Annotated in this window: 21 protein-coding genes and 1 pseudogene; 14 read left to right on the plus strand and 8 right to left on the minus strand. The window is 60.8% G+C overall.

Going from position 1 to position 25,813, the window contains the following annotated elements; all coding sequences use genetic code 11:
- From J5M66_RS25560 to J5M66_RS25615, 12 genes are all read left to right on the plus strand, one after another.
- The coding region (locus J5M66_RS25560) for an energy transducer TonB (RefSeq protein ID WP_130926820.1) at positions 1-530 on the plus strand (530 nt) is incomplete at its 5' end.
- A 45-nt stretch (positions 531-575) separates the two neighbouring features.
- Positions 576-1,283 carry a MotA/TolQ/ExbB proton channel family protein gene (locus tag J5M66_RS25565; RefSeq protein ID WP_024013489.1) on the plus strand — a complete coding sequence of 236 codons (708 nt, stop codon included), beginning with the start codon at positions 576-578 and terminating at the stop codon, positions 1,281-1,283.
- Complete coding sequence (locus J5M66_RS25570) at positions 1,283-1,684, plus strand: biopolymer transporter ExbD (RefSeq protein WP_041477201.1); 402 nt, start codon at positions 1,283-1,285, stop codon at positions 1,682-1,684. Before J5M66_RS25565 ends, J5M66_RS25570 begins: the two co-directional genes overlap by 1 nt.
- Before the next feature lie 210 nt (positions 1,685-1,894).
- Positions 1,895-4,606, plus strand: coding sequence for a TonB-dependent receptor (locus tag J5M66_RS25575; protein WP_073471363.1), 2,712 nt, complete (start codon positions 1,895-1,897; stop codon positions 4,604-4,606).
- 226 nt (positions 4,607-4,832) lie between these two features.
- The gene (locus J5M66_RS25580) at positions 4,833-6,698 is read left to right on the plus strand and encodes an extracellular solute-binding protein (protein ID WP_207809403.1); all 1,866 of its coding nucleotides are present in this window, start codon (positions 4,833-4,835) and stop codon (positions 6,696-6,698) included.
- Between the two features lies 1 nt (position 6,699).
- Positions 6,700-7,764, plus strand: coding sequence for a microcin C ABC transporter permease YejB (yejB, locus tag J5M66_RS25585; RefSeq protein WP_056788670.1), 1,065 nt, complete (start codon positions 6,700-6,702; stop codon positions 7,762-7,764).
- Complete coding sequence (locus J5M66_RS25590; protein ID WP_056788667.1) at positions 7,764-8,786, plus strand: ABC transporter permease; 1,023 nt, start codon at positions 7,764-7,766, stop codon at positions 8,784-8,786. The genes yejB and J5M66_RS25590 overlap by 1 nt, the downstream gene beginning before the upstream one ends.
- 1 nt (position 8,787) lies before the next feature.
- Positions 8,788-10,422, plus strand: a complete 1,635-nt coding sequence (locus J5M66_RS25595) for an ABC transporter ATP-binding protein (protein ID WP_207809400.1) — start codon at positions 8,788-8,790, stop codon at positions 10,420-10,422.
- Positions 10,423-10,606: 184 nt separating this feature from the next.
- A complete protein-coding gene (locus J5M66_RS25600; protein WP_016775383.1) occupies positions 10,607-11,128 on the plus strand; it encodes a DUF3455 domain-containing protein in 522 nt (173 codons plus the stop codon).
- A gap of 161 nt (positions 11,129-11,289) precedes the next feature.
- On the plus strand, positions 11,290-11,817 hold the full coding sequence (locus tag J5M66_RS25605; protein ID WP_038861889.1) for a sigma-70 family RNA polymerase sigma factor: 528 nt from the start codon (positions 11,290-11,292) through the stop codon (positions 11,815-11,817).
- Positions 11,814-12,506, plus strand: coding sequence for an anti-sigma factor (locus J5M66_RS25610; RefSeq protein ID WP_207809398.1), 693 nt, complete (start codon positions 11,814-11,816; stop codon positions 12,504-12,506). Before J5M66_RS25605 ends, J5M66_RS25610 begins: the two co-directional genes overlap by 4 nt.
- Before the next feature lie 132 nt (positions 12,507-12,638).
- Positions 12,639-13,079 (plus strand): phage infection protein, encoded by a 441-nt coding sequence (locus J5M66_RS25615; protein WP_071172976.1) that lies wholly within the window; start codon positions 12,639-12,641, stop codon positions 13,077-13,079.
- A gap of 70 nt (positions 13,080-13,149) precedes the next feature.
- Here the strand turns inward: J5M66_RS25615 and J5M66_RS25620 are convergent, their stop codons facing one another.
- Positions 13,150-14,232 (minus strand): DUF1615 domain-containing protein, encoded by a 1,083-nt coding sequence (locus J5M66_RS25620; protein ID WP_130929624.1) that lies wholly within the window; start codon positions 14,230-14,232, stop codon positions 13,150-13,152.
- A gap of 254 nt (positions 14,233-14,486) precedes the next feature.
- Between J5M66_RS25620 and J5M66_RS25625 the strand changes: the two genes are divergently transcribed.
- On the plus strand, positions 14,487-16,691 hold the full coding sequence (locus J5M66_RS25625) for a TonB-dependent siderophore receptor (RefSeq protein WP_133336947.1): 2,205 nt from the start codon (positions 14,487-14,489) through the stop codon (positions 16,689-16,691).
- A gap of 122 nt (positions 16,692-16,813) precedes the next feature.
- Here the strand turns inward: J5M66_RS25625 and hemB are convergent, their stop codons facing one another.
- Positions 16,814-17,788: a porphobilinogen synthase gene (hemB, locus tag J5M66_RS25630; RefSeq protein WP_207809397.1), complete on the minus strand. Its 975-nt coding sequence runs from the start codon at positions 17,786-17,788 to the stop codon at positions 16,814-16,816.
- Positions 17,789-18,039: 251 nt separating this feature from the next.
- Complete coding sequence (locus J5M66_RS25635) at positions 18,040-18,738, minus strand: glutathione binding-like protein (RefSeq protein WP_073471373.1); 699 nt, start codon at positions 18,736-18,738, stop codon at positions 18,040-18,042.
- A 282-nt stretch (positions 18,739-19,020) separates the two neighbouring features.
- On the opposite strand from J5M66_RS25635, the gene J5M66_RS25640 reads away from it, so the two are divergent.
- Positions 19,021-19,695, plus strand: a complete 675-nt coding sequence (locus tag J5M66_RS25640) for a histidine phosphatase family protein (protein ID WP_207809395.1) — start codon at positions 19,021-19,023, stop codon at positions 19,693-19,695.
- Between the two features lie 109 nt (positions 19,696-19,804).
- Here J5M66_RS25640 and mnmH read toward each other — a convergent pair whose 3' ends face one another.
- The 5 genes and pseudogenes from mnmH to J5M66_RS25665 all read right to left on the minus strand — a co-directional run.
- Positions 19,805-20,908 (minus strand): tRNA 2-selenouridine(34) synthase MnmH, encoded by a 1,104-nt coding sequence (gene mnmH, locus J5M66_RS25645; RefSeq protein ID WP_123442064.1) that lies wholly within the window; start codon positions 20,906-20,908, stop codon positions 19,805-19,807.
- Positions 20,908-21,942 carry a selenide, water dikinase SelD gene (selD, locus tag J5M66_RS25650; RefSeq protein ID WP_039763432.1) on the minus strand — a complete coding sequence of 345 codons (1,035 nt, stop codon included), beginning with the start codon at positions 21,940-21,942 and terminating at the stop codon, positions 20,908-20,910. Before selD ends, mnmH begins: the two co-directional genes overlap by 1 nt.
- Positions 21,943-22,114: 172 nt before the next feature.
- On the minus strand, positions 22,115-23,224 hold the full coding sequence (locus J5M66_RS25655) for a hypothetical protein (protein ID WP_223631115.1): 1,110 nt from the start codon (positions 23,222-23,224) through the stop codon (positions 22,115-22,117).
- 231 nt (positions 23,225-23,455) lie between these two features.
- Complete coding sequence (locus tag J5M66_RS25660; RefSeq protein WP_123442062.1) at positions 23,456-24,571, minus strand: hypothetical protein; 1,116 nt, start codon at positions 24,569-24,571, stop codon at positions 23,456-23,458.
- Positions 24,561-25,813, minus strand: a pseudogene (locus J5M66_RS25665) (hypothetical protein); the annotation flags it as partial. The pseudogene J5M66_RS25665 and the gene J5M66_RS25660, both read right to left, overlap by 11 nt.

A 25,813-nucleotide genomic window follows, 5' to 3' on the forward strand; every position in this document is an offset into this window, starting at 1 on the left:
CCCCGCCTCCACCGCCGCCGGAACCCGAGCAGCCGGTGGAAGACGAGGACGCGGTCAAGCCGCCGCCCAAACCGGTGGAGAAGCCCAAGCCGATCGAAAAACCAAAACCGGTCGAGAAACCCAAACCGGTGAAGAAAGTCGAGCCACCAAAAGCGCCGCCAGCCCCGGCGCAACCTGCCGCACCTGCGGCGCCGACGACACCGAGCGCACCACCGGCACCACCTGCTGCGCCCGCTCCGGTCAAGGAGTCGGCGGCGATTTCCGGCCTGGCCAGCCTTGGCAACCCGCCGCCGGAATACCCGTCGCTGGCGCTGCGCCGCAATTGGGAAGGCAGCGTGGTGCTGCGCATTCAGGTGCTGGCCAGCGGCCGTGCCGGCAGCGTGACGGTGACCAAGTCCAGCGGTAAGCCGCAACTGGATGAGGCGGCCGTCGCGGCGGTGAAGAACTGGAAGTTCATTCCGGCCAAGCGCGGTGACACGCCGATCGACGGCTTCGCCACCCAGACCATCGATTTCAAATTGCCGCAATGACGGCGCAACCGACTCATTACTGATTAACGCAAGCGAGGTGTAGCCATGAACGATTCACTGTCTTCGATGATTGTCCCCGGTGTGCTCTGGGGCCTGGTGCTGTTTTCCGTGGTCAGTTGGGCGATCCTGCTGGTCAAGTCGGCCCAATACCTGCGCCAGAAAGCGCAGAACAAACAGTTCGCCAAAGCCTTCTGGAGCGCGCCAGACCTGCTCACCGCCGCCGAACACGCCAGCCAGTATCCAGGCTCGCTGGCGCGCATCGCCAGCAGCGGTTTCGAAGCCCTGCTGGTGGAAGAGTCGCCGCGCACCACGCAGCAACTGGCGCACACCATCAACCGTTCCGATCGCCTGGAACGCAACCTGCGCCAGCAGATCCAGAAAGAACGCCGCTCGCTGGAAAACGGCCAGGCGATTCTCGCCAGTATCGGCAGCACCGCGCCGTTCATTGGCCTGTTCGGCACCGTGTGGGGAATCATGGAAGCCCTGCAAAGCATTGGCGAAACCGGCTCGGCCAGCCTTGAAGCGGTCGCCGGCCCCATCGGCCACGCACTGATCGCTACGGGCGTGGGCATCGCCGTCGCGGTGCCGGCGGTGCTGATCTACAACTTCTTCCTGCGTCGGCTGAAACTCGCCTCGGCGGACATGGACGACTTCGCCCACGACTTCGACGCCCTCGCCTCGCGCAGTGCGTTTTCCATCAGCCGCCAGGCCATTGCCAGCAAAAGCACCAACGCCGTGCGGGAGGCCAGCTGATGTCCTTCTCCACTCAAGACAGCGATGAAGTGCTCAGCGAAATGAACGTCACGCCGCTGGTCGACGTGATGCTCGTGCTGCTGGTGGTGTTCATTGTCACCGCGCCGCTGATGACCAACGCGATCAAGGTCAACCTGCCGAAAACCGACGCCGTCGCCCCTGCCGAAAAGAAAGACCCGGTGGTGGTCAGCGTCGATCAGGACGGCAAGTTCTATCTGGCCAAGACCGAACTGGCCCCGGAATCCCTCGAGGCCAGCCTCAAGGAGGTCAAGGCCAAAGACGCCGACGTGCGCGTGCAGTTGCAGGCCGATGCCGCCGTCAATTACGGCCAGGTGGCCAAGGCCATGGCATCGATCGAACGCTCCGGCATCAGCAAGATTTCGGTGATGACCACCCACTGAGTGCGGTGCCGGATGGGTGATGAAACACCCGCCCGGCACCGCTGAAAAAAGAAATCCCGTCGCACCCGGCCGACCGAAACAACGCTACGCGTCTTCGGAGGGGATCGGCTTGCTTGAAGAAAGTGGTTTTCCGCGCGCGGTATCACCGGAAGCGGAGCAATGAGCGGCTCACAAGGCCAATTCGATAACGTCTGAAAATCGGAAACAACCATGCTGATGAACACTCCACGCTTCACGCTCAAACCTTTGGTGGCAACGATGTCTCGCCACCGTTTCGTTCCGCTGTATCTGGTGGCCATGGGGATGGGCGCCGGGACCGTGCAAGCGGCCGAGGACGACAGCAGCGCGACGCCGGCAGCTGCTGTCGTGGCAGCGCCGACCACGCAACTGCAACGGGTCGAAGTGACCGGTTCGGCGATTCGCCGGGTCGATGCGGAAACGGCGGTGCCGATCACCATTCTCAAGGCTGAAGAGCTGCGCAAACAGGGCGTGACCACCACCGCCGAACTGGTGCAGCGCATCACCGGCAGCCAGTCGATCAACAACAGCGCCGGCTCCGTCGGCGCGGCCACTGGCGGTGCGTCGTTTGCCGACATGCGCGGCATCGGCGCGAACAAGACGCTGGTGCTGCTCAACGGCCGACGCCTGGCCAACAATGCCCTGTCGGGGACCAACTCGGCCGGCGGCGCGGTAGACCTGAACATGATCCCGTTTGCCGCCATCGAGCGCGTGGAAGTGCTGCGCGACGGCGCCTCGGCCCTGTACGGCACCGACGCCATCGGCGGTGTGATCAACTTCATCACCAAGAAATCCCTTACCGACGGCGCGTTGACCCTCGGCGGTGAAACGCCGACCCACAGCGGTGGCGGCGCGACCAAGGACATGAGCGCCAGTTGGGGCTACGGCGATCTGGAAGAAGACCGCTTCAACGTCCTCGGCGTGTTCAACTACAACAAGCAGCAGAACCTCGACGCCAACGACCGCTCCTTCGCCACCGACTACGCGCCCGGTCGCGGTCTCGATCAGACCTCCGGCACCGCGTTCCCCGGCAACTACAGCCAGAACGGCAACGCCACCAACCCGTTGGCCAACAGCAACTGCAACGGCCCCAACCTGATCGCCCGCGACGGCTTGTGCCGCTTCAGCACCCGTGAATTCATCGACCTGGTGCCACAGACCGAGAAGACCTCGTTCTTCGGCAAGACCACTGCCAAGCTCGGCGATGATCACAACGCCAACCTCGAATATTTCTGGTCGCGCAACAACAACGCCGTCGCCGTCGGCCCGGCGCCACTGACTGGTCTGAGCCTGGATTCTTCCTCGCCCTACTACCCCGGCAACGGCATCACCCCGGCGCCGACCGATTTCGCCCTCGATCCGACGCAGCCGGTGGACGTCAACTGGCGTGAAACCGCTGCCGGCCCGCGTGAATCGAAAGACCAGAACACCAGCCAGCGTTTTCTGCTGAGCTTCGACGGTCTGGTCGGCGGCTGGGATTACAACGTCGGCGCCTCGTACAACCAGAACAAAATCGTCTCCAGCGTCACCAGTGGCTATGTCAGCGATCAGGCGATGATTGACGGCCTGGCCAGCGGTTTGCTCAACCCGTTCGGCCCGCAGACCGCTGCCGGCCAGCAGTACATCGACGCCGCCGCGTACCACGGCGCCTACTCCACAGCCGTAGGCCGCGTCGCCGGGTTCGATGGTCGCGTCAGCCGTGAAATCGGTGACTGGTTCGGCGCAGGTCCGTCCGGTCTGGCGCTGGGCGGCGAGTACCGCAAGGAGAAATTCCATCAGGACTTCGAGTCGTTCGCCGGCGACATCCAGAGCCTCGGCATTGACCCGGCCGGTAGCGTCGAAGGTGATCGCAGCGTCAAGGCCGCCTATGCCGAACTCAACGTGCCGGTGCTCGACAGCCTTGAACTGTCCGCCGCTGTGCGCCACGACAAATACAGCGACTTCGGCAGCACCACCAACCCGAAATATTCGTTCCGTTATCAGCCGTTGAAAGAGCTGGTGGTGCGTGGCGCCTACAGCGAAGGTTTCCGCGCGCCGTCGCTGTATGAACTGTATTCGCCGCGCAGCATCACCTTCACCCAGGGTTTCTACAACGATCCCGTGCTGTGTACCGGCGGTGTGGTGCAACCGGGCGGTAACGGCGGGCGTGATTGCGGTCAGCAATTCCTCAACCAGATTGGCGGCAACGAGGATCTGGCCCCGGAGAAGGCGCGCAACGTGACGTTGGGCTTCGTCTACCAGCCGATCAGCAATCTGTCCGTGGGTCTGGATTTCTGGTGGATTCACATCTCCAACCAGATCCAGCCGTTCCCGGAATCCACCGTGTTCGATCAGGCCGGATCCTACCCGGACCGCTTCGTGCGCAACGCCGACGGCACGCTCAACTACATCGTCACCGGCAACGCCAACCTCGGCATCGTCGAGACCAATGGCGTCGACGTGTCGCTCGACTATCGCTTCCCGAACACGCCGTACGGTCAGTTTGGTCTCGGCCTGCAAGGCACCTATGTCGACGAGTACGACTTCCAGAGCACCATCAAAGGCCCGTTCACCGACAAGGTCGGCGACTTTCAGGGTGACGGCGTGATCGCGCGCTGGAAGCACAACCTCACCGGCAGCTGGAGCCTGGGTGCGGCGCGAGCAGCGCTGACCAACCGCTTCACCACCGGTTACAACGACTATGACCGCGACACCCATTCGCGCGTGGCCTCGTATTCGGTGTGGGATCTGTCGGCCGGTTACACCTTCAACAAGGTGCTCGACGTCGATGCCGGGATGAAGAACGTGTTCGACCGCAACCCGCCGTTCTCCAACCAGGCCTACAACTTCCAGAGCGGCTATGACCCGCGCTACACCGACCCGCTGGGCCGGACATTGTTTGCGCGCATGACTTACCACTTCTAACCCCAAATAAAACGCATCCCTCTGTGGGAGCGAGCCTTTGTGGTGAGGGGATTTATCCCCGATGGGGTGCGAAGCGCCCCCAGGACCTGCCGACGCGGAGCATCAGAAGTAACGCATGCATTGATCTTGCGACTGCTGCGCAGTCGATCGGGGATAAATCCCCTCGCCACAAAGGCTCGCTCCCACCGGGGGTCCGGGTTCCTTCAGGGATTTCAAGGGTGACTTCATGAGTTTTTTGCGCAACATGGCTGGCCTGCTGCTCGGCAGTGCGCTGCTGTGCACTGGCACTTCGGCGCTGGCCGGCGGCAGTTATGCGCTGACGGTGTATGGCGAGGCGCCGAAGTATCCGGCCGGCTTCAAGCATTTCGATTTTGTTAACCCCGACGCGCCCAAGGGCGGTTCGCTCAGCCGTGCGTCGATGGAGATCGGTCAGTACAACTACATCACGCCGTATGCCGATCAGGGCATTTCGGTGGTGCAGGTCAACGATTGGGTCTACGCGCCGCTGGCGTTCCGTTCGCTGGATGAGCCCTACACGGTTTACGCCTTCGTCGCGCAGCAGATCGAGCGCGATCCCGAAGGTTTGTGGGTGCGCTTCACCCTCAACCCCAAGGCACGCTTTGCCGACGGCACGCCGATCACCGCCGAAGACGTGCGCTACACCTTCAATTTGCTGATGACCAAGGGCAGCCTGAGCTATCGCCAGCAATATGCCGACGTGCAGGACGTGCTGGTCGAAGGTCCACGCCAGGTCCGTTTCACCTTCAAGAACAACCTCAATCGCACCCTTGCACTGGATCTGGCGACGCTGCGCGTGCTGCCCGAGCACTGGTGGAAAACCCGCGACTTCGCCAACGGCGGCGGCTTCGAGCCACCGCTGGGCAGCGGGCCGTACCGGGTGAGCAAGGTCGACGCCGGGCGCAGCATCAGTTTCCAGCGTGACCCGGACTGGTGGGGCAAGGACCTGCCGGTCAGTCGCGGCATGTACAACTTCGACAGCCTGACGGTGAATTTCTACGGCGACACCGACGTCGCTCGCCAACTGCTGCAGGCCGGTGCGTTCGACTACAACCGCGAGTTTTCTTCCTCGGGTTACGTGGTTGGCTACGACAGCCCGGCCCTGCGCGACGGTCGTTTGCAACAGTCGATCCTCGCCCCGGACAAACCCACCGCCGCTCAGGGCTTCGTGTTCAACCTGCAGAACCCGTTCTTCAAGGATCGCCGCGTGCGTCAGGCGATCAGCCTGCTCTGGGATTTCGAGTGGACCAACAAACAGATGATGCGCGGCTTCTACGTGCGTCAGAACAGCTTCTGGCCCAAGAGTGAAATGGCCGCCAGCGCCCTGCCCGATGCCGAGGAATTGAAGATCCTCGAACCGTTGCGCGGCAAGGTCCCTGACGAGGTGTTCACCACGGTCTATGAAGCGCCGAAAACCGATGGCAGCGGCTACATCCGCGACAAGCAACTGCAAGCGCTGAAGCTGCTCGCCGAAGCCGGTTGGACGGCGAAAAACACTCGTCTGGTCAACGCCGCCGGCGAGCCGCTGGAATTCACCTTTCTCGATGGTCAGGGCGGCTTCGATCGCATGCTGCTGCCGTTCAAACGCACCCTCGCGCAGATCGGCATCACACTCAATCTGCGCCGCATCGATTCGGCGCAATACATCAACCGTCTCAACGCCCGCGATTACGACATGATCGTCTGCGCTTTCCCGCGCAGTGGCGATCCGATCGTCTCGCCGGGCCGCGAGTTGTACAGCCTGTATGGCTCGCAAAGTGCCACGCAAGTCGGCAGCTCGAACGCGATGGTGCTGGCCGATCCAGCGGTCGATCAGTTGCTCGACGGGCTGGTCCAGGCCAACAGCCGCGAAGCCATGGTGCATTACGCCCGCGCCCTCGACCGGGTGCTGCAATGGGGTTACTACATGATTCCCAACTACTACTCCAAAGGCACGCCGACGGTGTATCAGAACCGCTTCGGCATGCCCGCCGTGCAACCTTCGTATGACGAAGGCCTCAACACCTGGTGGGAAGTCTCAGCCAAGCCGCTGACGACTCAGCAAATGAGCGCTCAGCTTGCGGGAGGCCAGTGACATGCTGCGTTATCTAAGTCGCCGTTTGCTGCTGATCATCCCCACGCTGTTGTGCATTCTGGTGGTGAATTTTCTTATCGTGCAGGCCGCGCCCGGCGGGCCGGTGGAACAAGCCATCGCCCGCCTGCAAGGCTTTGGCGGGCACAGCATGGGCGGTGGCGGCGAAGTCGCGGCGGTCGGCGGTGCCGGGCGCAGCAGTCGTGGGCTGGACCCGGCGCTGATCGAGGAAATCAAACACCATTACGGCTTCGACAAACCGCTGCACGAACGCCTGTGGCTGCTGCTGAAAAACTACGCACAACTGGATCTGGGCAACAGCTTCTTTCGCGGCGCCAAGGTCACCGACCTGATCGTGCAGAAGCTGCCAGTGTCGCTGTCGCTGGGCTTGTGGGCGACGCTGATCACCTACCTGATCTCAATCCCGCTGGGCATTCGCAAGGCAATCAGGAACGGCAGCGCCTTCGATGTCTGGAGCAGCACCGCGATCATCGTCGGTTATGCGATGCCGGCGTTTCTCTTCGCCATTCTGTTGATCGTGGTGTTCGCCGGGGGCAGCTACGTCAACTGGTTTCCGGTGCAGGGACTGGTGTCGGACAACTTCGACAGCCTCAGCACATTGGGCAAGGTCGGCGACTACCTCTGGCACCTCGTACTGCCAGTCACGGCGCTGGTAATCGGCGGCTTTGCCACGCTGACGATCCTGACCAAAAACAGCTTTCTCAACGAGATCAGCCGGCAGTACGTGATTACCGCACGAGCCAAGGGCCTGACAGAGCGGCGCGTGCTGTACGGCCACGTGTTTCGCAACGCCATGCTGCTGGTGGTGGCCGGTGTGCCGTCGGCGCTGATCGAAGTGTTTTTCGCCGGCTCCCTGCTGATCGAAACCATCTTCAATCTCGACGGCCTCGGGCGCATGAGCTACGAAGCGGCGGTGTCGCGCGACTATCCGGTGGTGTTCGGCGCGCTGTTTCTGTTCACCCTGTTCGGCCTGCTGATCAAGCTGATCGGCGACCTCTGCTACACCCTGCTCGACCCGCGCATCGATTTCTCGGCGAGGACTGCCTGATGTTCACACTGTCGCCTCTGGGCCAGCGCCGCGTCGCGCAATTCAAGGCCAACCGCCGTGGGCGCTGGTCACTGTGGCTGTTCATCGGCCTGTGCCTGATCTGCCTCGGTGGCGAGCTGATCGCCAATGACAAGCCGCTGGTGATCCGCTACCACGACGCCTTTTACTTTCCGATCCTCAGCGATTACCTGGAAACCGATTTCGGCGGCGAGCTGCCGTTTCAACCGGATTACGCCAGCAGTTATGTGCACAAACTGATCGAGGATCAGGGCGGCTGGATGCTGTTTCCGCCGATCCCGTTCAGCTACGACACGGTCAACTACGACCTCACCGAACCGGCGCCCAGCCCGCCGTCATCGAGCAATTGGCTGGGCACCGATGATCAGGCTCGCGATGTTCTGGCGCGGGTGATTTTCGGCACACGGATCTCGATTCTGTTCGCGCTGATCCTCACCGCGATCAGCGCGTTGATCGGCATTCTCGCCGGGGCCTTGCAGGGCTACTACGGCGGCTGGGTCGACTTGCTCGGGCAGCGCGTACTGGAAATCTGGTCGGGGTTGCCGGTGCTGTACCTGCTAATCATCCTGTCCGGCTTCGTCTCGCCGAGTTTCTGGTGGCTGCTGGGGATCATGGCGCTGTTTTCCTGGCTGGCGCTGGTCGACGTGGTGCGCGCCGAGTTCCTGCGGGGGCGCAATCTCGAATACGTGAAAGCCGCGCGCGCGCTGGGCCTGACCGACAGCGAACTGATGCGCCGGCACATTCTGCCCAATGCCATGACCTCCACCCTCACCTACCTGCCGTTCATTCTCACCGGCGCCATCGCCACCCTGACCGCGCTGGATTTCCTCGGCTTCGGCATGCCCGCCGGCACCGCATCGCTGGGTGAACTGATCGGTCAGGCCAAGCGCAATCTGCAAGCGCCGTGGCTGGGGCTGACGGCGTTTTTTGCCCTGGCGCTGATCCTGTCTTTGTTGGTTTTCATCGGTGAAGCGTGCCGAGATGCCTTTGATCCGAGGAGCTGACATGCAAGACAACCTGATTGAAATTCGCGACCTGCGCGTGGCCTTCGCCGGGCAGGAAGTGGTGCACGGTGTGAACCTCGATATCCGCCGTGGCGAGTGTCTGGCGCTGGTCGGTGAATCCGGCTCGGGCAAGTCGGTGACGGCGCATTCAATCCTGCGCCTGCTGCCGGGCCAGAGCGTCAGCAGCAGCGGCGCGATTCGCTACAACGGCGTGGATTTGCTGCACGCCAGCGAACAGCAGATGCGTGGTTTGCGCGGCAATCGCATTGCGATGATTTTCCAGGAGCCGATGACTTCGTTGAACCCACTGCACACGGTGGAAAAGCAAATCAGCGAAGTGCTGGAAATCCACAAGGGCCTCAAGGGCCGCGCCGCCCGCGCGCGGACGCTGGAGCTGTTGGAGCTGGTGGGTATTCGCCAGCCGTTGCAGCGCTTGAAAGCCTATCCGCATCAGCTTTCCGGTGGTCAGCGGCAACGGGTGATGATCGCCATGGCGTTGGCCAACGAGCCGGAACTGTTGATTGCCGATGAGCCGACCACGGCGCTGGACGTGACCGTACAGCAGAAGATTCTTGAACTGCTGATCGAGTTGCAGCAGCGCCTCGGCATGTCGCTGTTGCTGATCAGCCACGACCTCAATCTGGTGCGCCGGATCGCTCAGCGTGTGTGCGTAATGCGTCAAGGCGAGATCGTTGAACAGGCCGATTGCGAGACGCTATTCCAGGCGCCGCAGCATCCTTACAGCCGCTTGTTGATCGAGGCTGAACCGAGCGGCGCGCCAGTGCCCAGTGAGTACGAGCACAACCTGCTGGAAGTCGATGATTTGAAGGTGTGGTTTCCCCTGCCGAAAAAACTCTTCAGCCGCCAGCAGGATTACATCAAAGCGGTGGACGGGGTCAGTTTCACCCTGCAACGCGGCAAGACGTTGGGCATCGTCGGCGAGTCGGGTTCGGGCAAGTCGACGCTGGGTCAGGCGATCCTGCGACTGGTCGAATCAGAGGGCAATATCCGTTTCGGCAACAAGCAGTTGAGCCTGCTCAATCAGCGCCTGATGCGCCCGTTGCGCCGGCAGATCCAGGTGGTGTTTCAAGACCCGTTCGGCAGCCTCAGCCCGCGCATGTCAGTGCAGCAGATCATTGCCGAAGGCTTGCTGACCCACGGCATCGGCAGCGAGGCCGAGCGCGAGGCAGCGGTAATTCGCGTGCTGGAGGAAGTCGGCCTCGACCCGCAGAGCCGCCATCGTTACCCCCACGAGTTTTCCGGCGGCCAGCGCCAGCGCATCTCCATCGCCCGCGCACTGGTGCTGGAACCGGCGCTGATCCTGCTCGACGAACCGACCTCGGCCCTGGATCGCACGGTGCAGAAGCAAGTGGTGGAGTTGCTGCGCCAGTTACAGATCAGGCATGGGCTGACCTATCTGTTCATCAGCCATGATCTGGCGGTGGTACATGCGCTGGCGCATGACTTGATGGTGATCAAGGACGGCAAGGTGGTTGAACAAGGCTCGTCGCGGGAGATTTTCGCTGCGCCGAAACATCCGTATACCCAAGAGTTACTGAAAGCCTCGGGCCTCAAGCCTTACAGAGAGCCTTGTGGGAGCGAGCCTGCTCGCGAATGCGCTGCGTCAGTCACATAAGTGCTGACTGACCCGACGCTTTCGTCGGAACGCCGCCCGGAGCAGGCTCGCTCCCACAGGTTTGATCGGTGGTGTTTGAAATTTATTTTTCCGGCACTGCATCCAATCGCCTCCGCCACGGGTAGTCCCTGTAACAGCCCACTCTGGTGCTGTCAGCGCCCTACCCTTTTCGGAGAATCATCGGATGAACATCACCCAGCTGATTGGCTTCACCGGTTTGCTCGCCTTCACCGCGACCACCTTCGCCCAGAGCAGTTATCCCGACGCGATCAAGGTGCCGGACGGGCACAAGATTGCCCTGGAAACCACCGGGGTTGGCGAGATCACCTACGAATGCCGCGACAAGCCCAATATGGCCGGGCAGACCGAATGGACCTTTGTCGGCCCGAAAGCGGTGCTCAATGATCGCAGCGGCAAACAGGTCGGCACCTATTTCGGCCCGCCAGCGACGTGGCAAGCCAAGGACGGTTCGAAAGTCACCGGCACGCAATTGGCCGTGGCACCGTCGAGCCCGGGCAACCTGCCCTATCAACTGGTCAAGGCCAACCCGGCAGAGGGCAAAGGCGCGATGACCGGGGTCAGCTACATCCAGCGTGTCGCGCTCAAGGGCGGCGTCGCGCCGGGCAGTGAGTGCACCATGGCGAACAAGGGCAAGCAGGAAGTGGTGAAGTACCAGGCGGATTATATTTTCTGGGCGGCGAACTGATATTCGGAAGCAGTGCACAATCCTGTGGGAGCGAGCCTGCTCGCGAAGACGGAGGGTCAGTCGCCTTATTACTTTCTGACCCACCGCATTCGCGAGCAGGCTCGCTCCCACAGGGAACAATGCGTCTGGATGTTTGGGAAATGTGAGCTAGATTGCACCCCATGCCTTTACCCGAATCCGTTTTCGATTACGAAGCCCGCCTCGCCGCCTGTGCCCGGGGCGAGCGCGCGGCTTTGCGCGATTTGTATGTGCAGGAAGGCCCGCGCCTGCTCGGCGTGGCCAAGCGGCTGGTGCGCGATACGGCGCTGGCGGAGGACATTGTGCATGAGGCATTCATCAAGATCTGGCACGGCGCGGCCGGCTTCGACCCGGCGCGCGGCTCGGCGCGGGGCTGGATGTTCAGCGTGACCCGGCACCTGGCGTTGAATCAGTTGCGCAAGCAAAGTCGGGAAACGCCGTTCAGCGAAGAACATGAGTCAGCGGCGCCTGATGAGGCGGTCGATGTTCACTCGGCGCGCATTCATCGCTGCCTCGAGCAGCTGGAACCGCAGCGGCGCAGCTGCATCCTCCACGCCTACGTCGACGGTTACAGCCACGCGCAGATTTCCGCGCGCCTCGACACGCCGCTGGGCACGGTCAAAGCGTGGATCAAGCGCAGCCTCAATGCTTTGCGGGAGTGCATGGGATGACCGGCGAATCAGCGCAGGAACGGGATGAACTGGCCGGCGAATACGTGCTCGGCACCTTGCCGTTCGAGCAGCGCATCGAGGTGCAACGGCGCCTGCCGAACGATCCTGAGTTGCGGGCGGCAGTCGACGCATGGGAGCGACGTCTGCTGGAGCTGACCGATCTGGCCGAACCTCAGCAACCCTCGGCGCAGTTATGGCCTCGTATCGAACGCAGTCTCGAACGGCTGACGGTGAAGAAACCGCTGACCTCGTGGTGGAATCTGCTGCCGCTGTGGCGCGGCTTGAGCGCGGCCGGGCTGGCGGCGACATTGATCCTCGGCACGATGCTTCTGACCCAGACTGCGCCGAAACCGAGTTATCTGGTGGTGCTGGTGGCGCCGCAGGACAAAGCGCCGGGCTGGGTGATTCAGGCCAGCAATGCGCGGGAGATCCAGTTGATCCCGCTGGGCGTGGTCGAGGTGCCGGCGGACAAGGCGCTGGAGTTCTGGACCAAGGCTGACGGCTGGTCGGGACCGGTGTCGTTGGGGCTGGTAAAGCCGGGGCAGGCTTTGTCGGTGCCGCTGGACAAACTGCCGCCGGTGCAACCCAACCAGCTGTTTGAGCTGACCCTGGAAGGCGCCAATGGCTCGCCGATTGGCAAACCGACCGGGCCGATTCAGGCGATCGGGCGGGCGGTGAAAGTGCTCTGAGGCTCTGCTACGCGGTTGTCCGCAACCATCATCGACGTCGATGTTCACCATCACGGCAATGAAGTTCTCATAAAAAATTCCGGGCGTAACATCAGCTCCATACCAACCAATAACACCCCGGAGCACACCATCATGAAACGCCAGACTCTTCTCAGCATCGCTTTCTCGGTTTTCGCAGTTAACGCTTTCGCCGCCACCCCGGCGCACACCATGATCGCCGAAGGCGGTTCGGACAAGCTGATCGAAAGCCGTCTGGCTGAAGGTGGTTCAGATCGTCTGATCGAGCGCCGTGTTGCTGAGGGCGGCTCGGATCGTCTGATCGAACGCCGCGTTGCCGAAGGTGGCTCGGATCGTCTGATCGAACGCCGTGTTGCCGAAGGTGGTTCTGATCGTCTGATCGAACGCCGTGTTGCCGAAGGCGGTTCGGATCGTCTGATCGAACGCCGTGTAGCCGAAGGTGGTTCTGATCGTCTGATCGAACGCCGTGTTGCCGAAGGTGGTTCGGACCGTCTGATCGAGCGCCGTGTTGCTGAAGGTGGCTCGGATCGGCTGATCGAACGCCGTGTTGCCTGATGCATGACTGCAAGCGCAACACCGCAGAGAAACCCGGCTCCCGCAGCCGGGTTTTTTATGTCTGCGTGTTCTATCCGGCCTTGGCCATGCAGCGCTTGTAGCGCTCGTCCACGCGCTTGGCGAACCAGGCTGTAGTGAGTTTGCGGGTGATCTTCGGACTCTGCAGCACAATCCCCGGCAATACCGCGCGCGGTAACGCCTTGCCTTCGGCCCGCTCCGCCAGTTCGAACACGCGCTGATAGAGTTTGGTCTCTTCGAATTCCAGGGTTTTGCCTTTTTCCAGTTGATCGCGAATCGTCGGGTTGCGCATGCCCAGCGACTTGCCGAGGGTGCGCACCGCCAGTTCGGTACTGCCGGGCATGATCGAGTCGTAGCGAATCAGGTCGCCGTCCAGGGTCAGCGGGATGCCGGAAGCGCGGCTGACCGCATTCTGAAACGCGGCATTGCGACTGGCGTACCAGCCGGCGTTGAAATCGGCGAAGCGATACAGCGGCTCGCGGTAATTCACCGGATAGCCGAGCAAATGGGCGATGCCGAAATACATGCCGCCGCGCCGGCTGAACACTTCACGGCGGATCGTGCCGTCCACCGGGTACGGGTAATCCTTGGCGTGCTCCTCGGCAAATTCGATGCTGACCTGCATCGGCCCGCCGGTGTGCACCGGGTTGAAGCCGCCGAACAACGTGCGGCCCATCGGCACCATGCCGATGAAGTCGTCGAAAATCGCGCTCAGCTCTTTCTCACTGCGCGCCGCATTCAGTCGTTCGCTGTAGCTCTTGCCGTTGGGCGAGCGCACTTGCAGAGCGCCGCTGACCAGCAGGCTGGGGATGTGCACCTTGGCGGCGCGGCGATCGATTTCGTCGCGGGCGATCTTGCCCAGGCCGGGCACCGTCGGGTCGGCCTGGAAAGTCGATTCCTGCTCGGCCACAGCCAGTACCGAACACAGATTCTGCGTGGTGGTGTTGATGCCCTGTGCGGCGAACGCGGCGTAGATGTCCGTGGCCCAACCCTGACGGTCGGCAGTTTTTGCCGGCAGCAGGCGGACGATTTCCGCCTTCACTTCAGCCGGCGGGCGCGGCGCCGGTTCGTTGCTGCGCTGGCTGGCGCAACCGGCGAGCAGTAGCACCGCGCCGAGAGTAATGAGTAATCGCATGTTGCTCCATCCAATCAAATTAGCCACAACACCATACACAACCCCCGTAGGAGCTGCCGCAGGCTGCGATCTTTTGATCTTGATCTGCAAAAAGCAAGATCAAAAGATCGCAGCCTTCGGCAGCTCCTACGGATGACAAACTGATTGCAAAACGTTACTGAGAAACCCTATCATTCGCGCCTGGAGTCGCATTAGCGCAAGGAGTTCCGCGCCGCCCTTTTTTTTCATTGGCCGTTCGCCTCCAGGTATCCGACATGCCCGCTTCAGCTCGACTCGGCGCTCCATTTCGCCCGACTTTGCTTGCCCTGCTGTGCTCCCTGACCGTCACCGCTCACGCTGCTGAACAAAACAGCAAAGCGCTGGTGCTCGACGACGTCAACGTCAATGCCCAGGCCCCTGCGCCCAACGCCCTGCCCCCGGTCTACGCTGGCGGTCAGGTTGCGCGCGGCGGCCAGTTGGGCGTGCTCGGCAATCAGGACATGATGGACGTGCCCTTCAGCGCAGCGTCCTACACCGAGCAGCTGATCCAGGATCAGCAGGCGGAAAACGTCGCCGATGTGCTGCTCAACGATTCTTCCGTGCGCCAAGCCTCGGGCTTCTCCAACCAGGCGCAGGTCTTCATGATTCGCGGCCTGCCACTCAATGGCGATGATATTTCCTATAACGGCCTGTACGGCGTATTGCCCCGGCAGATCATTTCCACCGATGCGCTGGAGCGCGTGGAAGTGTTCAAGGGCCCCAACGCTTTCATCAACGGCGTGACCCCGACCGGTTCCGGCATCGGCGGCGGCGTCAACCTGCAACCCAAGCGCGCGGGCGACGTGCCGCTGCGCCGTTACACCACCGACATCAACAGCGAAGGCCGCATCGGTCATCACTTCGATATTGGCCAGCGTTTCGGTGAAGACAACCGCTTCGGCGCGCGGGTCAACCTGTCGCAGCGCGAAGGCGACACCGGTATCGATCACGAGAACCAGCGCTCGAAACTGTTCGCCATCGGCCTGGATTATCGCGGCGATGCGCTGCGGGTGTCCGGCGACTTTGCCTATCAGAAGGAACGCGTCAACGGTGGCCGCAGCTCGGTCAACCTCGGCACCGCCACGCACATCCCGGACGCGCCATCGGCGGACACCAACTACGCGCCGAAGTGGGGTTACACCGACATCGAAGACACCTTCGGCATGCTCCGCGCCGAGTACGACCTCAACGACAACTGGACCGCTTATGCCGCCGGTGGCGCCAAGCACACCCGTGAAGTCGGCCGGTACAACTCGACCACGCTGGTCGGCAACAGCGGCGCGTCGTTCACCACCGGCTCGTTCGTCCCGCATGACGAGGACAACACCAGCGTCATGGCCGGTCTCAACGGCAAGTTCAACACCGGCCCGGTCAGCCACAAGCTGAATTTCGGCCTGACCGGGATCTGGGCCGAGCAGCGCAGTGCTTATGACTTTGATAGAAGACAAACCGCAAACAATATTTATCACCCAATTCAAGCCCCGGCACCAATAACCGGGACTGTCGGCGGGGACCTTGATGATCCGGGCATTGTCGGCAAGACATTCAACCGCAGCGTCGCAATATCTGACACCTTCGGTTTCTTCGATGATCGCCTATTAGTCACCGCTGGTCTGCGTCGCCAACAATTGATTGTGCAAGGCTATAACTACGCCAGTTATGGCAGCGGCAGCCGCAAGTCGAGCTACGACGAGTCGATCACCACGCCGGTATACGGCATCGTATTCAAGCCGTGGGAGCACGTGTCGTTCTACGCTAACCATATTGAGGGCTTGGCCCAAGGGCCGACATCTCCTACTAACTCAGGCTCTCGTGAAGTGATAAACGGCAACGAAGTCTACGCACCCGCGCGCTCCAAGCAGACCGAGCTCGGAGTAAAGGTCGACATGGGCACTTACGGAGCGAGCCTGGGGTTTTATCGCATCGAGCAGCCGAGCGACGGCTATTCAGAAATCATCGATGCTGATACTGCTCGTTACGTCCGCGAAGGCGAGCAGATCAACAAAGGCGTGGAGATGAACGTCTTCGGCGAGCCGATCGACGGCCTGCGCCTGATCAGCGGCCTGACGCTGATGGACACTGAACTGAAAAACACCCTCAACGGCGCCAACGACGGTAACCACGCCATCGGCGTGCCGACCTTCCAGTTCAACGCTGGCGTGGATTGGGACGTGCCGGGCCTGCAAGGCGTTGCGCTGAATGCGCGGATGCTGCGTACCGGCGGGCAATACGCCGACGCGGCGAACAACCTCAGCCTGCCGACGTGGAACCGCTTCGACGCGGGCGCGCGCTATGCGTTCAAGGTGTCGGAGAAGGACGTGACCGTGCGGTTCGGCGTCGAGAACGTGGCGAACAAGAAGTACTGGGAATCGGCTCAGGGCGGCTACCTGACCCAGGGCGAACCGCGAGTGGCGAAGTTGTCGGGGACGATCGACTTCTAAGCGTCATCGCGTCGTAAAAAAGGCCCCGCAGCTTCACGGTTGCGGGGCCTTTCTGGTTTTTGTGGTGCTTGATCCGGCCTCTTCGCGAGCAGGCTCGCTCCCACAGGGGTACGAAGTGCGGCTTAGATCCCGGCGAGTGCCAGATCCATCGCAAAGTAGGTGAAGATCAGATCCGCCCCGGCACGCTTGATTGCGCCAAGACTTTCGCGCACCACGCGCTCTTCGTCGATCGCACCGGCCTGGGCGCCGAACTTGATCATCGCGTACTCGCCGCTGACCTGATACGCCGCCAGTGGCAGGTTCGAGGCCTGGCGAATGTCGCGGATGATGTCGAGGTAGGCGCCGGCCGGTTTGACCATCAGCGCATCGGCACCTTCCTGCTCGTCGAGCAGCGATTCGCGTAGGGCCTCACGGCGATTCATCGGGTTCATCTGATAGCTTTTGCGATCGCCCTTGAGCGCGCTGCCGCCAGCCTCGCGGAACGGGCCGTAGAGTGCCGAAGCGAATTTGGTCGAGTAGGCCATGATCGGAATCTGCGTGAAGCCGGCAGCGTCGAGCGCCTGGCGAATCGCGCGCACTTGGCCGTCCATCGCCGCCGAGGGCGCAATCACGTCAGCACCGGCGCGGGCGGCCGCTACGGCTTGTTTGCCGAGGTTGATCAGGGTCTGGTCGTTGTCGACTTCGTGGTTGTGCATCACGCCGCAATGGCCGTGATCGGTGTACTCGCAGAAGCAGGTGTCGGACATCACGATCATTTCCGGCACGGCGTCCTTGGCAATGCGCGACATGCGCGAGACCAGACCGTCTTCGCGCCAGGTGTCGCTGCCGTTGGCATCGAGATGATGGGACACGCCAAAGGTCATCACCGACTTGATGCCGGCACGGGCATAGCGCTCGATTTCGCCGGCCAGTTTGCGCTCGGGAATGCGCTGCACGCCGGGCATACTGGTGATTGGCACGAAGTCGTCGATGTCTTCCTCGACGAAGATCGGCAGGACCAGATCGTTCAGGCTGAACTCGGTTTCCTGGAACAGACTGCGCAGGCTCGCATTGCGGCGCAGACGGCGGGGACGTGCTTCGGGGAACTGACTGGACATGGGGCCTTTCCTGAAAACAGCGGATGAGACGAAAGTCGTAGGGGGCGAAGCTTATGCCTTGCGGCGGGTGCGGGACAAACCTGGATCAATCAAGAGAGCGTTACCGGGCTTGTAATAATCCTGCTGCTGATCGCGCATTTCCCCCTGTGGGAGCGAGCCTGCTCGCGAATGCGCTGGATCAGACACGAAAATGGTGTCTGATACGACGCTTTCGCGAGCAGGCTCGCTCCCACAGTGGCGACTGTGTTGGGTCAGGACGGGATGGTCAGGCCACGAATGACCGCCGGACGCGCGAGGAACCGCTCCAGCACTCGGGTGACATTGGGGAAACTCTGAATCCCGACCAGATCCCCGGCCTCATAGAAGCCAAGCAGATTGCGCACCCACGGGAACGTGGCGATGTCGGCGATGGTGTAGCGCTCGCCCATGATCCAGTCGCGGCCTTCGAGGCGGGTGTTGAGTACGTTCAGCAGGCGTTTGCTCTCTTCGACATAACGATCACGCGGGCGCTTGTCCTCGTAATCCTTGCCGGCGAATTTGTTGAAGAAGCCGAGCTGGCCGAACATCGGGCCAACGCCGCCCATCTGCCACATCAGCCATTGAATGGTCTCGTAGCGCAGCGCGCCTTCCTGAGCGAGCAACTGGCCGCTCTTGTCGGCGAGATAAATCAGGATCGCGCCGGATTCGAACAACGGCAGCGGTTTGTCTTCCGGGCCATGCGGGTCGAGGATCGCCGGGATCTTGTTGTTCGGATTGAGCGAAAGAAACTCTGCCGACGTCTGGTCGTTGGTGTCGAAACCGACACGGTGCGGCTCATAGGGCAGGCCGATCTCTTCGAGCATGATCGACACTTTGACGCCGTTGGGGGTTGGCAGGGAGTAGAGCTGAATCCAGTCCGGGTACTGCGCCGGCCATTTCTGAGTAATCGGGAATGCAGACAGATCGGTCATTGGAAGCATCCAGTCACAAATTGAAAACCGATCATAAAGTAGGCCTGCCGCTGCGCCTACACGAACCGTAACATCCTGTCGCTAACCTGCCTGCATGCCCGCAAAGGTTGCCGCTAGAGTGCTGCGCACTGGCCTGGAACGAACCAAACGGCGTTACAGGACTCTGAGTTATGCCTTTCTCGCAGAGGAAGCTGTTCATGACAGGGAAACACCCGGTGCTGGGAGCCCGCGGTGCCAAGGTTTGTCAGCCTTAACCGATTTTGCTGAAGAACCCTCGAATTGATGACGAATCTGATGAGTTTCGCCAAACGCTTCAAACATCGCGCGTACGTGGCCCTGCCCTCCCTGCTGGCAGTCAGCGCGCTGTTTCTGTCCCTCGAATCCAGCGAAAGCCGCGCACAACCAGCGGACGGCACGCAGACGCTGGTGTTCCTGCGCCACGCGGAAAAGCCCGAAGGCGGCCTCGGCCAGCTCAACTGCCAGGGCCTGAACCGCGCCATCGACCTGTCGACGCTGCTGCCGGAAAAATTCGGCAAGGCCGATTACGTGTTCGCCGCCAACCCGACGCGCAACGTCGAGGAAGGCGAGCTGGACAATTCCTACAGCTACATTCGTCCGCTGATGACCATCAGCCCGGCCGCGATCAAGCTCGGCCTGCCGGTGAACATCGAGTTCTCCGCCAACGACACCAGCGATCTGGCCCGCGAGCTGCTGGACGAGAAGTACCACAACTCGACGATCTACACCGCCTGGTCCCACGGTTATCTGCCGGATCTGATCAACAAGGTCGCTGGCAACGCAGTGGGCGAGCGGCAGAAGATCACCGATGACTGGGCCGGCGATGACTTCGACTCGCTGTATGTACTGACCCTGAAGTGGCACAACGGCAAGGCCAGTTTTCAGAGCCATGTCTACAAACAGGGGCTGGATAACGGCAAGGACACCTGCCCGACCTGAGTTTTGCAGCGCCTGACCTTGCGTCTTCGCGAGCAGGCTCGCTCCCACAGGGAACCGCATTTCAACTGTGGGAGCGAGCCTGCTCGCGAAGAGGCCAGCCGCTTGCGCCTCAAGCCTTCTGGCTCACCCTCGCACGCAAATACTCGATCACCGCCCCCCGCTCTCCGGCAAACTCGATCCGCCCGCCCTTCTTCTCGCGCTGGAACACATACATCGGGTCGTAATACTCACGCAGCAAACCCTCGATCCAGCCACGATGCAGCTCCACCGCGCCGCTGCGGCCCTGCTCGGCGAGCGCCTGCTCCATCAACACCAGCATCCGCGAATGGCGCTCACCGCCGAGGCGTTTCTGTACGTTGTTGAGGCTTTCCAGCAGACGTTCGGAGAACAAGGCAAAACCGTTTTCGCCGTGCAGCGAAGCAAACTCCGCCGACAGATCGATGACGTAATCACGCAGGATCCGTTCGACGCGATCCTCGAAGCGATCTTCCAGCCAGACCATCGGGTGCTGCTGCATGCCCTGATACAGCGGCAGCGGCAAGGCGCAACTGCCGACCACACGGCTCTCGTCTTCGAGCACAAACTGCTCGATCCCGGCATCGCGTTTCTTCAGAAAGTCGATGGCCAGGCGATTCTCGAAATCGATGTTCGACGGCTGCCCGGTCGCGCGTTTGCCGAAACTGGAGCCGCGATGGTTGGCGTGGCCTTCCAGATCCACACCGTTGCGCAACTGCACCAGCACTTCGGTCTTGCCGGTGCCGGTCATGCCGCCGAGCAAAACGAAATCACACTGCGCGATGGCCTGCTCAAGGGTGTCGATCAAAAAACTGCGCATCGCCTTGTAGCCGCCGCCGACGCGCGGATAGTCGATGCCCGCCTCGTCGCGCAACCACTGCTGGGTGATCTGCGAGCGCAAGCCACCTCGAAAACAATACAGATAACCATCGGGATGAGCCCGGGCGAAGTCGGCCCAGGCCTGGATGCGCTCGGCCTTGACCGAGCCGGACACCATTTGATGGCCCAGCTCGATTGCCGCCTGCTGGCCATGCTGCTTGTAGCAGGTGCCGATCTTCTGCCGTTCCAGATCATTCATCAGCGGCAGATTGACCACGCCGGGGAACGCGCCTTTGTGAAACTCGACCGGCGCGCGGGCATCCATCATCGGCCGGTCGTTGAGGAAAATGTCGCGGTAGTCGGTGCAGTCGCGGAGCATCAAATCACCTCGACCGCGTTCGTCTGTCGCTCAACCAGTTCGCCGATCGGCGCAAGGTTCAGGCCCAGTTCGGCGGCAACGCCGAGGAACTCGTCATTGCCTTCAGGCGTGACCGCAATCAGCAGACCACCGCTGGTCTGCGGATCGCACAGCACGCGTTTGTGCAACTCCTGCACGCGGCCAACCTTGCTCGAATAGCTGTCGAAGTTGCGCAGCGTACCGCCCGGCACGCAGCCCTGATCGAGGTAGTACTCGACGCTGTCCAGACGCGGCACGCGGTCGTAGGCGATGCGCGCGGTCAACTGGCTGCCGTCGGCCATTTCCACCAGATGCCCGAGCAGGCCGAAACCGGTGACGTCGGTCATCGCGGTGACGCCGGCGAGTTTGCCGAAGCGGCTGCCAGGCTTGTTCAGGGTGCACATCCAGTCGCGGGCGACACCGACGTCGGCGGCGCGCAACTTGCCCTTCTTTTCGGCGGTGGTGAGGATGCCGATGCCCAGCGGTTTGGTCAGGTACAACAGGCAACCAGCGGTAGCGGTGTCGTTGCGTTTCATGTGGCGCTTTTCCACAAGCCCGGTGACGGCGAGGCCGAAGATCGGCTCCGGCGCATCGATCGAATGCCCCCCCGCCAACGGAATGCCCGCCGCGTCGCACACCGAACGACCGCCACGAATCACTTCCCGTGCCACTTCCGGCGCCAGCACATTCACCGGCCAGCCGAGGATCGCGATCGCCATCAACGGATCGCCACCCATCGCGTAGATGTCGCTGATTGCGTTGGTTGCGGCGATGCGGCCGAAGTCGAACGGGTCATCGACAATCGGCATGAAAAAATCGGTGGTCGACACCACACCACGCTCGGCATCGATCTCATACACCGCCGCGTCATCACGCGAGGCGTTGCCGACCCAGAGTTTCGGATCGAGGTTCTGTGCGCCGCTGCCGGCGAGGATCACTTCCAGCACCTGTGGAGAAATCTTGCAGCCACAACCGGCGCCATGGCTGTATTGGGTCAGACGAATCGGCTCGCTCATGGGAGAGTCTCTGGCAATGAATGGGGCGGATTCTAGCAGAGCGCGAGCGCGCAGATTCTTGTGCTGACCGAGCGGCCCTTTCGCGAGCGGGCTCGCTCCCACATTCGTACGGTGGTCTCCCGTGGGAGCTAGCCCGCTCGCGAAAGCAATCGAACCTGCCTGCACCGTCCAGTCAGCCCCGCCTGCAAACCTCAGCGAAAATCTGCGTAATCGGCCGATGCGGCTGGCGCTTGTGCATCTGCCGCACCTGTTCACTCAGTCGCAACAGCTCTTCGCTGGGCTTGGCCCATTGCTCTTTTGGCAACGGCTCGGACCATTCGCGCATGACTTCCGGCAGCGCCTGTTTGCCGATTCTTTCCAGGCGGCGCACTTCCCATTCGACCAAACGGTTGGGAATCGTCCATAGGGTCATAACGTGATACAGGTACCAAAAAAATCCCGACAACCGCGAGCGCCGGCCTTCACGGATCTGCTGATGCATCCGCGTGCGAGCGTTACGGAAAGTGTGCAGGCCTTCGTGGGGTGGGTCGTCCGGGCCTTGAAGATCCTGCAAATCCTGGATCGATTTGAGGTCGTTGACTTCGTACTCCATGTAGCCGCGAATCGCTTCCCAATGGCTGATCGCGAGCTGCAGGCCGGCGCATTGGAATTCGAGGCTGGTGAGGGTTTCGCCGTGGCGAAAACCGATGCCCATGCCGTATTGGCGATGGATGCCGAACTGGGTGGCGCCCTTGGCTTCGATGATCCAGGCGCTGAGCGATTCCCACGGGACAAAGACAGGTTCGGTGGCGCCTTCGGGCATGAAGCACACTTCGCGGCGTTGACGGTTGAAGCGGGTTGGGATGAGGGAGAGGCGTTTTTTGTGGACGTGGTGCCAGACGCCGAGGCCGATCAGTAGAATCAAAGGCTCGGTCAGTAAAGCGCTTTCATATCCTGCTTGGAATATACCCACTATTGATTCCCAAATGAGTGTTGGACCGTAGCCGAATACGACACCCAGCATTCCCGTAATCAAGGGGAATATGAAAATGACCATAACCGCTAAACTGACCGGCCCCCCCAACGTCATTTGCCACATAAAAACTTGCGGCTGGCCTAATCCGAAGTCCATGTAAACATCATTGAGCTCACCGATATGTGGACCATAAGGGGGAATCGGTGTGGGCAGTGGCAACGGTGCGAGATAGGTAATCTTTCCGCTTGGAAACGGCTCTACATCGCCCGCTTTTCTGATCACTTCACATTGCGCATCAACTACAGGCTCATTGTGATTATTCAGCATGGTCAGCCCATTCGAGGTATTGAGTTTCTACCAGCAGAACCATCGGGTTTTCCTTGACCGGCCCGGTAGCAACAACTGAGAAATGGCCGCCACCCCGAGGGTCTACCACCTCGGCCAAGATCAACCGAAACATCTGCGTACAATGCGATCCCCTGTGGGAGCGAGCCTGCTCGCGAAGGCGCTCAAACAGGCAAAAAACCTCCCACCCTCTGGCCACAAAACTGCTCAACATCAGCACTCAGCCCGCCTGCAAACCTCAGCGAAAATTTGCGTAATCGGCCGATGCGGCTGGCGCTTGTGCATCCGCCGCACTTGTTCACTCAGTCGCAACAACTCTTCACTGGGCTTGGCCCATTGCTCTTCGGGCAGCGGCTCGGACCATGCACGCATGACTTCCGGCAGCGCCTGTTTGCCGATCCTTTCCAGACGGCGCACTTCCCATTCGACCAGGCGATTGGGAAGCGTCCATAAGGTCATGACGTGATACAGGTACCAAAAGAACCCCGACAGCCGCGAGCGGCGGCCTTCACGGATCTGCTGATGCATTCGCGCGCGAGCGTTACGGAAAGTATGCAGCCCTTCGTGGGGCGGGTCGTCCGGGCCTTGCAGATCCTGCAAGTCCTGAATCGACTTGAGGTCGTTGACTTCGTACTCCATGTAACCGCGAATCGCCTCCCAATGGCTGATCGCGAGCTCCAGGCCGGCGCATTGGAATTCCTGGCTTATGAGGGTTTCACCTTGGTAGAAACCGATGCCCATGCCGTATTGGCGGTGGATGCCGAACTGGGTGGCGCCTTTGGCTTCGATGATCCAGGCAGACAGCGATTCCCATGGGACGAAGACTGGCTCGATGGCGCCTTCGGGCATGAAGCAGACTTCGCGGCGTTGGCGGTTGAAGCGGGTTGGGATGAGGGAGAGGCGCTTTTTGTGGACGTGGTGCCAGACGCCGAGGCCGATGAACAGGGTCAAGGGGCCGCAAATTAACTCATTTTCCAATGCCACTTCGAATACACCTACCATTGATTCCCAAATTGCCTCGTTCCCATAGCCAAAAAGAATTCCTAGCAAGCCCGTGAACAAAGGAAATAAAACGAGCACCATAAAAGTGCCTGCGGTCGTTCCGCCGAAAATTAGCTGCCATGGGAATACCTCCAGTGAGCCGAGACCAAAATCCATGTATCCGTCATTGAACGCTCCGATATGAGGTCCGTAAGGCGGCATTGATGTAGGTAATGGCAACGGTGCGAGATAGGTAATCTTCCCGCTAGGAAACGGCTCAATATCGCCCGCTTTTTTAACCCCCTCATATTCCGAACTGGAAAGAGGATTACTGCGATTATTCAGCATGGTCAGCCCATTCGAGGTATTGAGTTTCTACCAGCAAAACCGGAGGATTGTCTTTAACCGAGCCAGGAGTTACTACAGCAAAATGACCGCTATCCAGAGGGTCAATATGAATCACGCGCGTTCTTGACTCCGCCCCACCTTTGCCATTGACGGTCTGGATACATATGGCAAGTTCGAGCGTTTCCTTTGCAGGCGTATAGTCAGAATCGTGACGGATGGGGTACTGAAGACAAAGCACCAAACCATCTGTCGATGACTTCACGATTCGCAGACTGCTCAATATCTCCTCACTAATGACTTCCTTGCGTACTTGCGGCACACCGCGACCATGCAGCGGTGCAACAAGTCTATGGCCACCGATTCCCAAGCGTTGACTCGGTTTACCGTTTAACGGTGGCAGAAGATCATTTAGTGCCAGCCTCGGCAGAACCAAATGGATATCACTGGGTTTGGCGCCAAATAATAAAGTCTTCAGCCAGGTGTCACTGGGATCAGGTCCTGATTGGGCGTAAGGAGCGTGTATCAAAAACGCCAGATAATTTTGATAGTCATCCAGAGAGTGGTCTCCGCGCATCTCGTCATCACGGCTCCAAGGCGTAATTTTCAGCCACTTCTCATGGGCAGAAAGGTTGTAACGATTGAACAGCCAAGTTCCGACGAACTCCAGCACGGTGAACAACGCACCGGCCAAATTGAAGCGAAAGAACACTAAAGAAAGACGTGTACCAGCTGCAGCCCAAGCGGCCGTGCGTGCCGAGCTATTAGGTGCAGTGAACACTTTGAAAGAAGCGTAGACAGTGTTACTCGCTCCATATCCGTTAGCTGCAACCATACCTGCAGCGCCCAACGTTGCCAGCGCAGCCGCCCTTTGCTCAGATGGAGTGCCACTGCGGATCGCGTCTTGCCATTTTCGATCCTGGTTTCCGAGGCTGGTAATAGAAGTTCTTAAACCAAAAAAATAAGTAAAAAAGCCCAAACCAACATGCAACTTACCCATTTGCACACGAACATGTTGCAACGCTTCAAGCTGCAAACTCCCGACAAGGCTCGCGCTGCGAGACTTCAACGCTGTATCAGCAAGCCCCTGTGCAGCGGTAAAACCCGCCGCGCCTGTCGCGGCAAGGGCCGCGGAAAACTCCGCCCGTTTCTTCCTGTCCCTCGTCTGCTTCATCACCTCTCGATAAGCCCCCACCAAATTCACCACCTGCACCATCACCACCAACAACCCCATCCCCTCCGTCC

Origin of the sequence: Pseudomonas sp. 67(2021), assembly GCF_017491835.1 — a bacterium.
Classification (GTDB): Bacteria; Pseudomonadota; Gammaproteobacteria; order Pseudomonadales; family Pseudomonadaceae; genus Aquipseudomonas; species Aquipseudomonas atacamensis.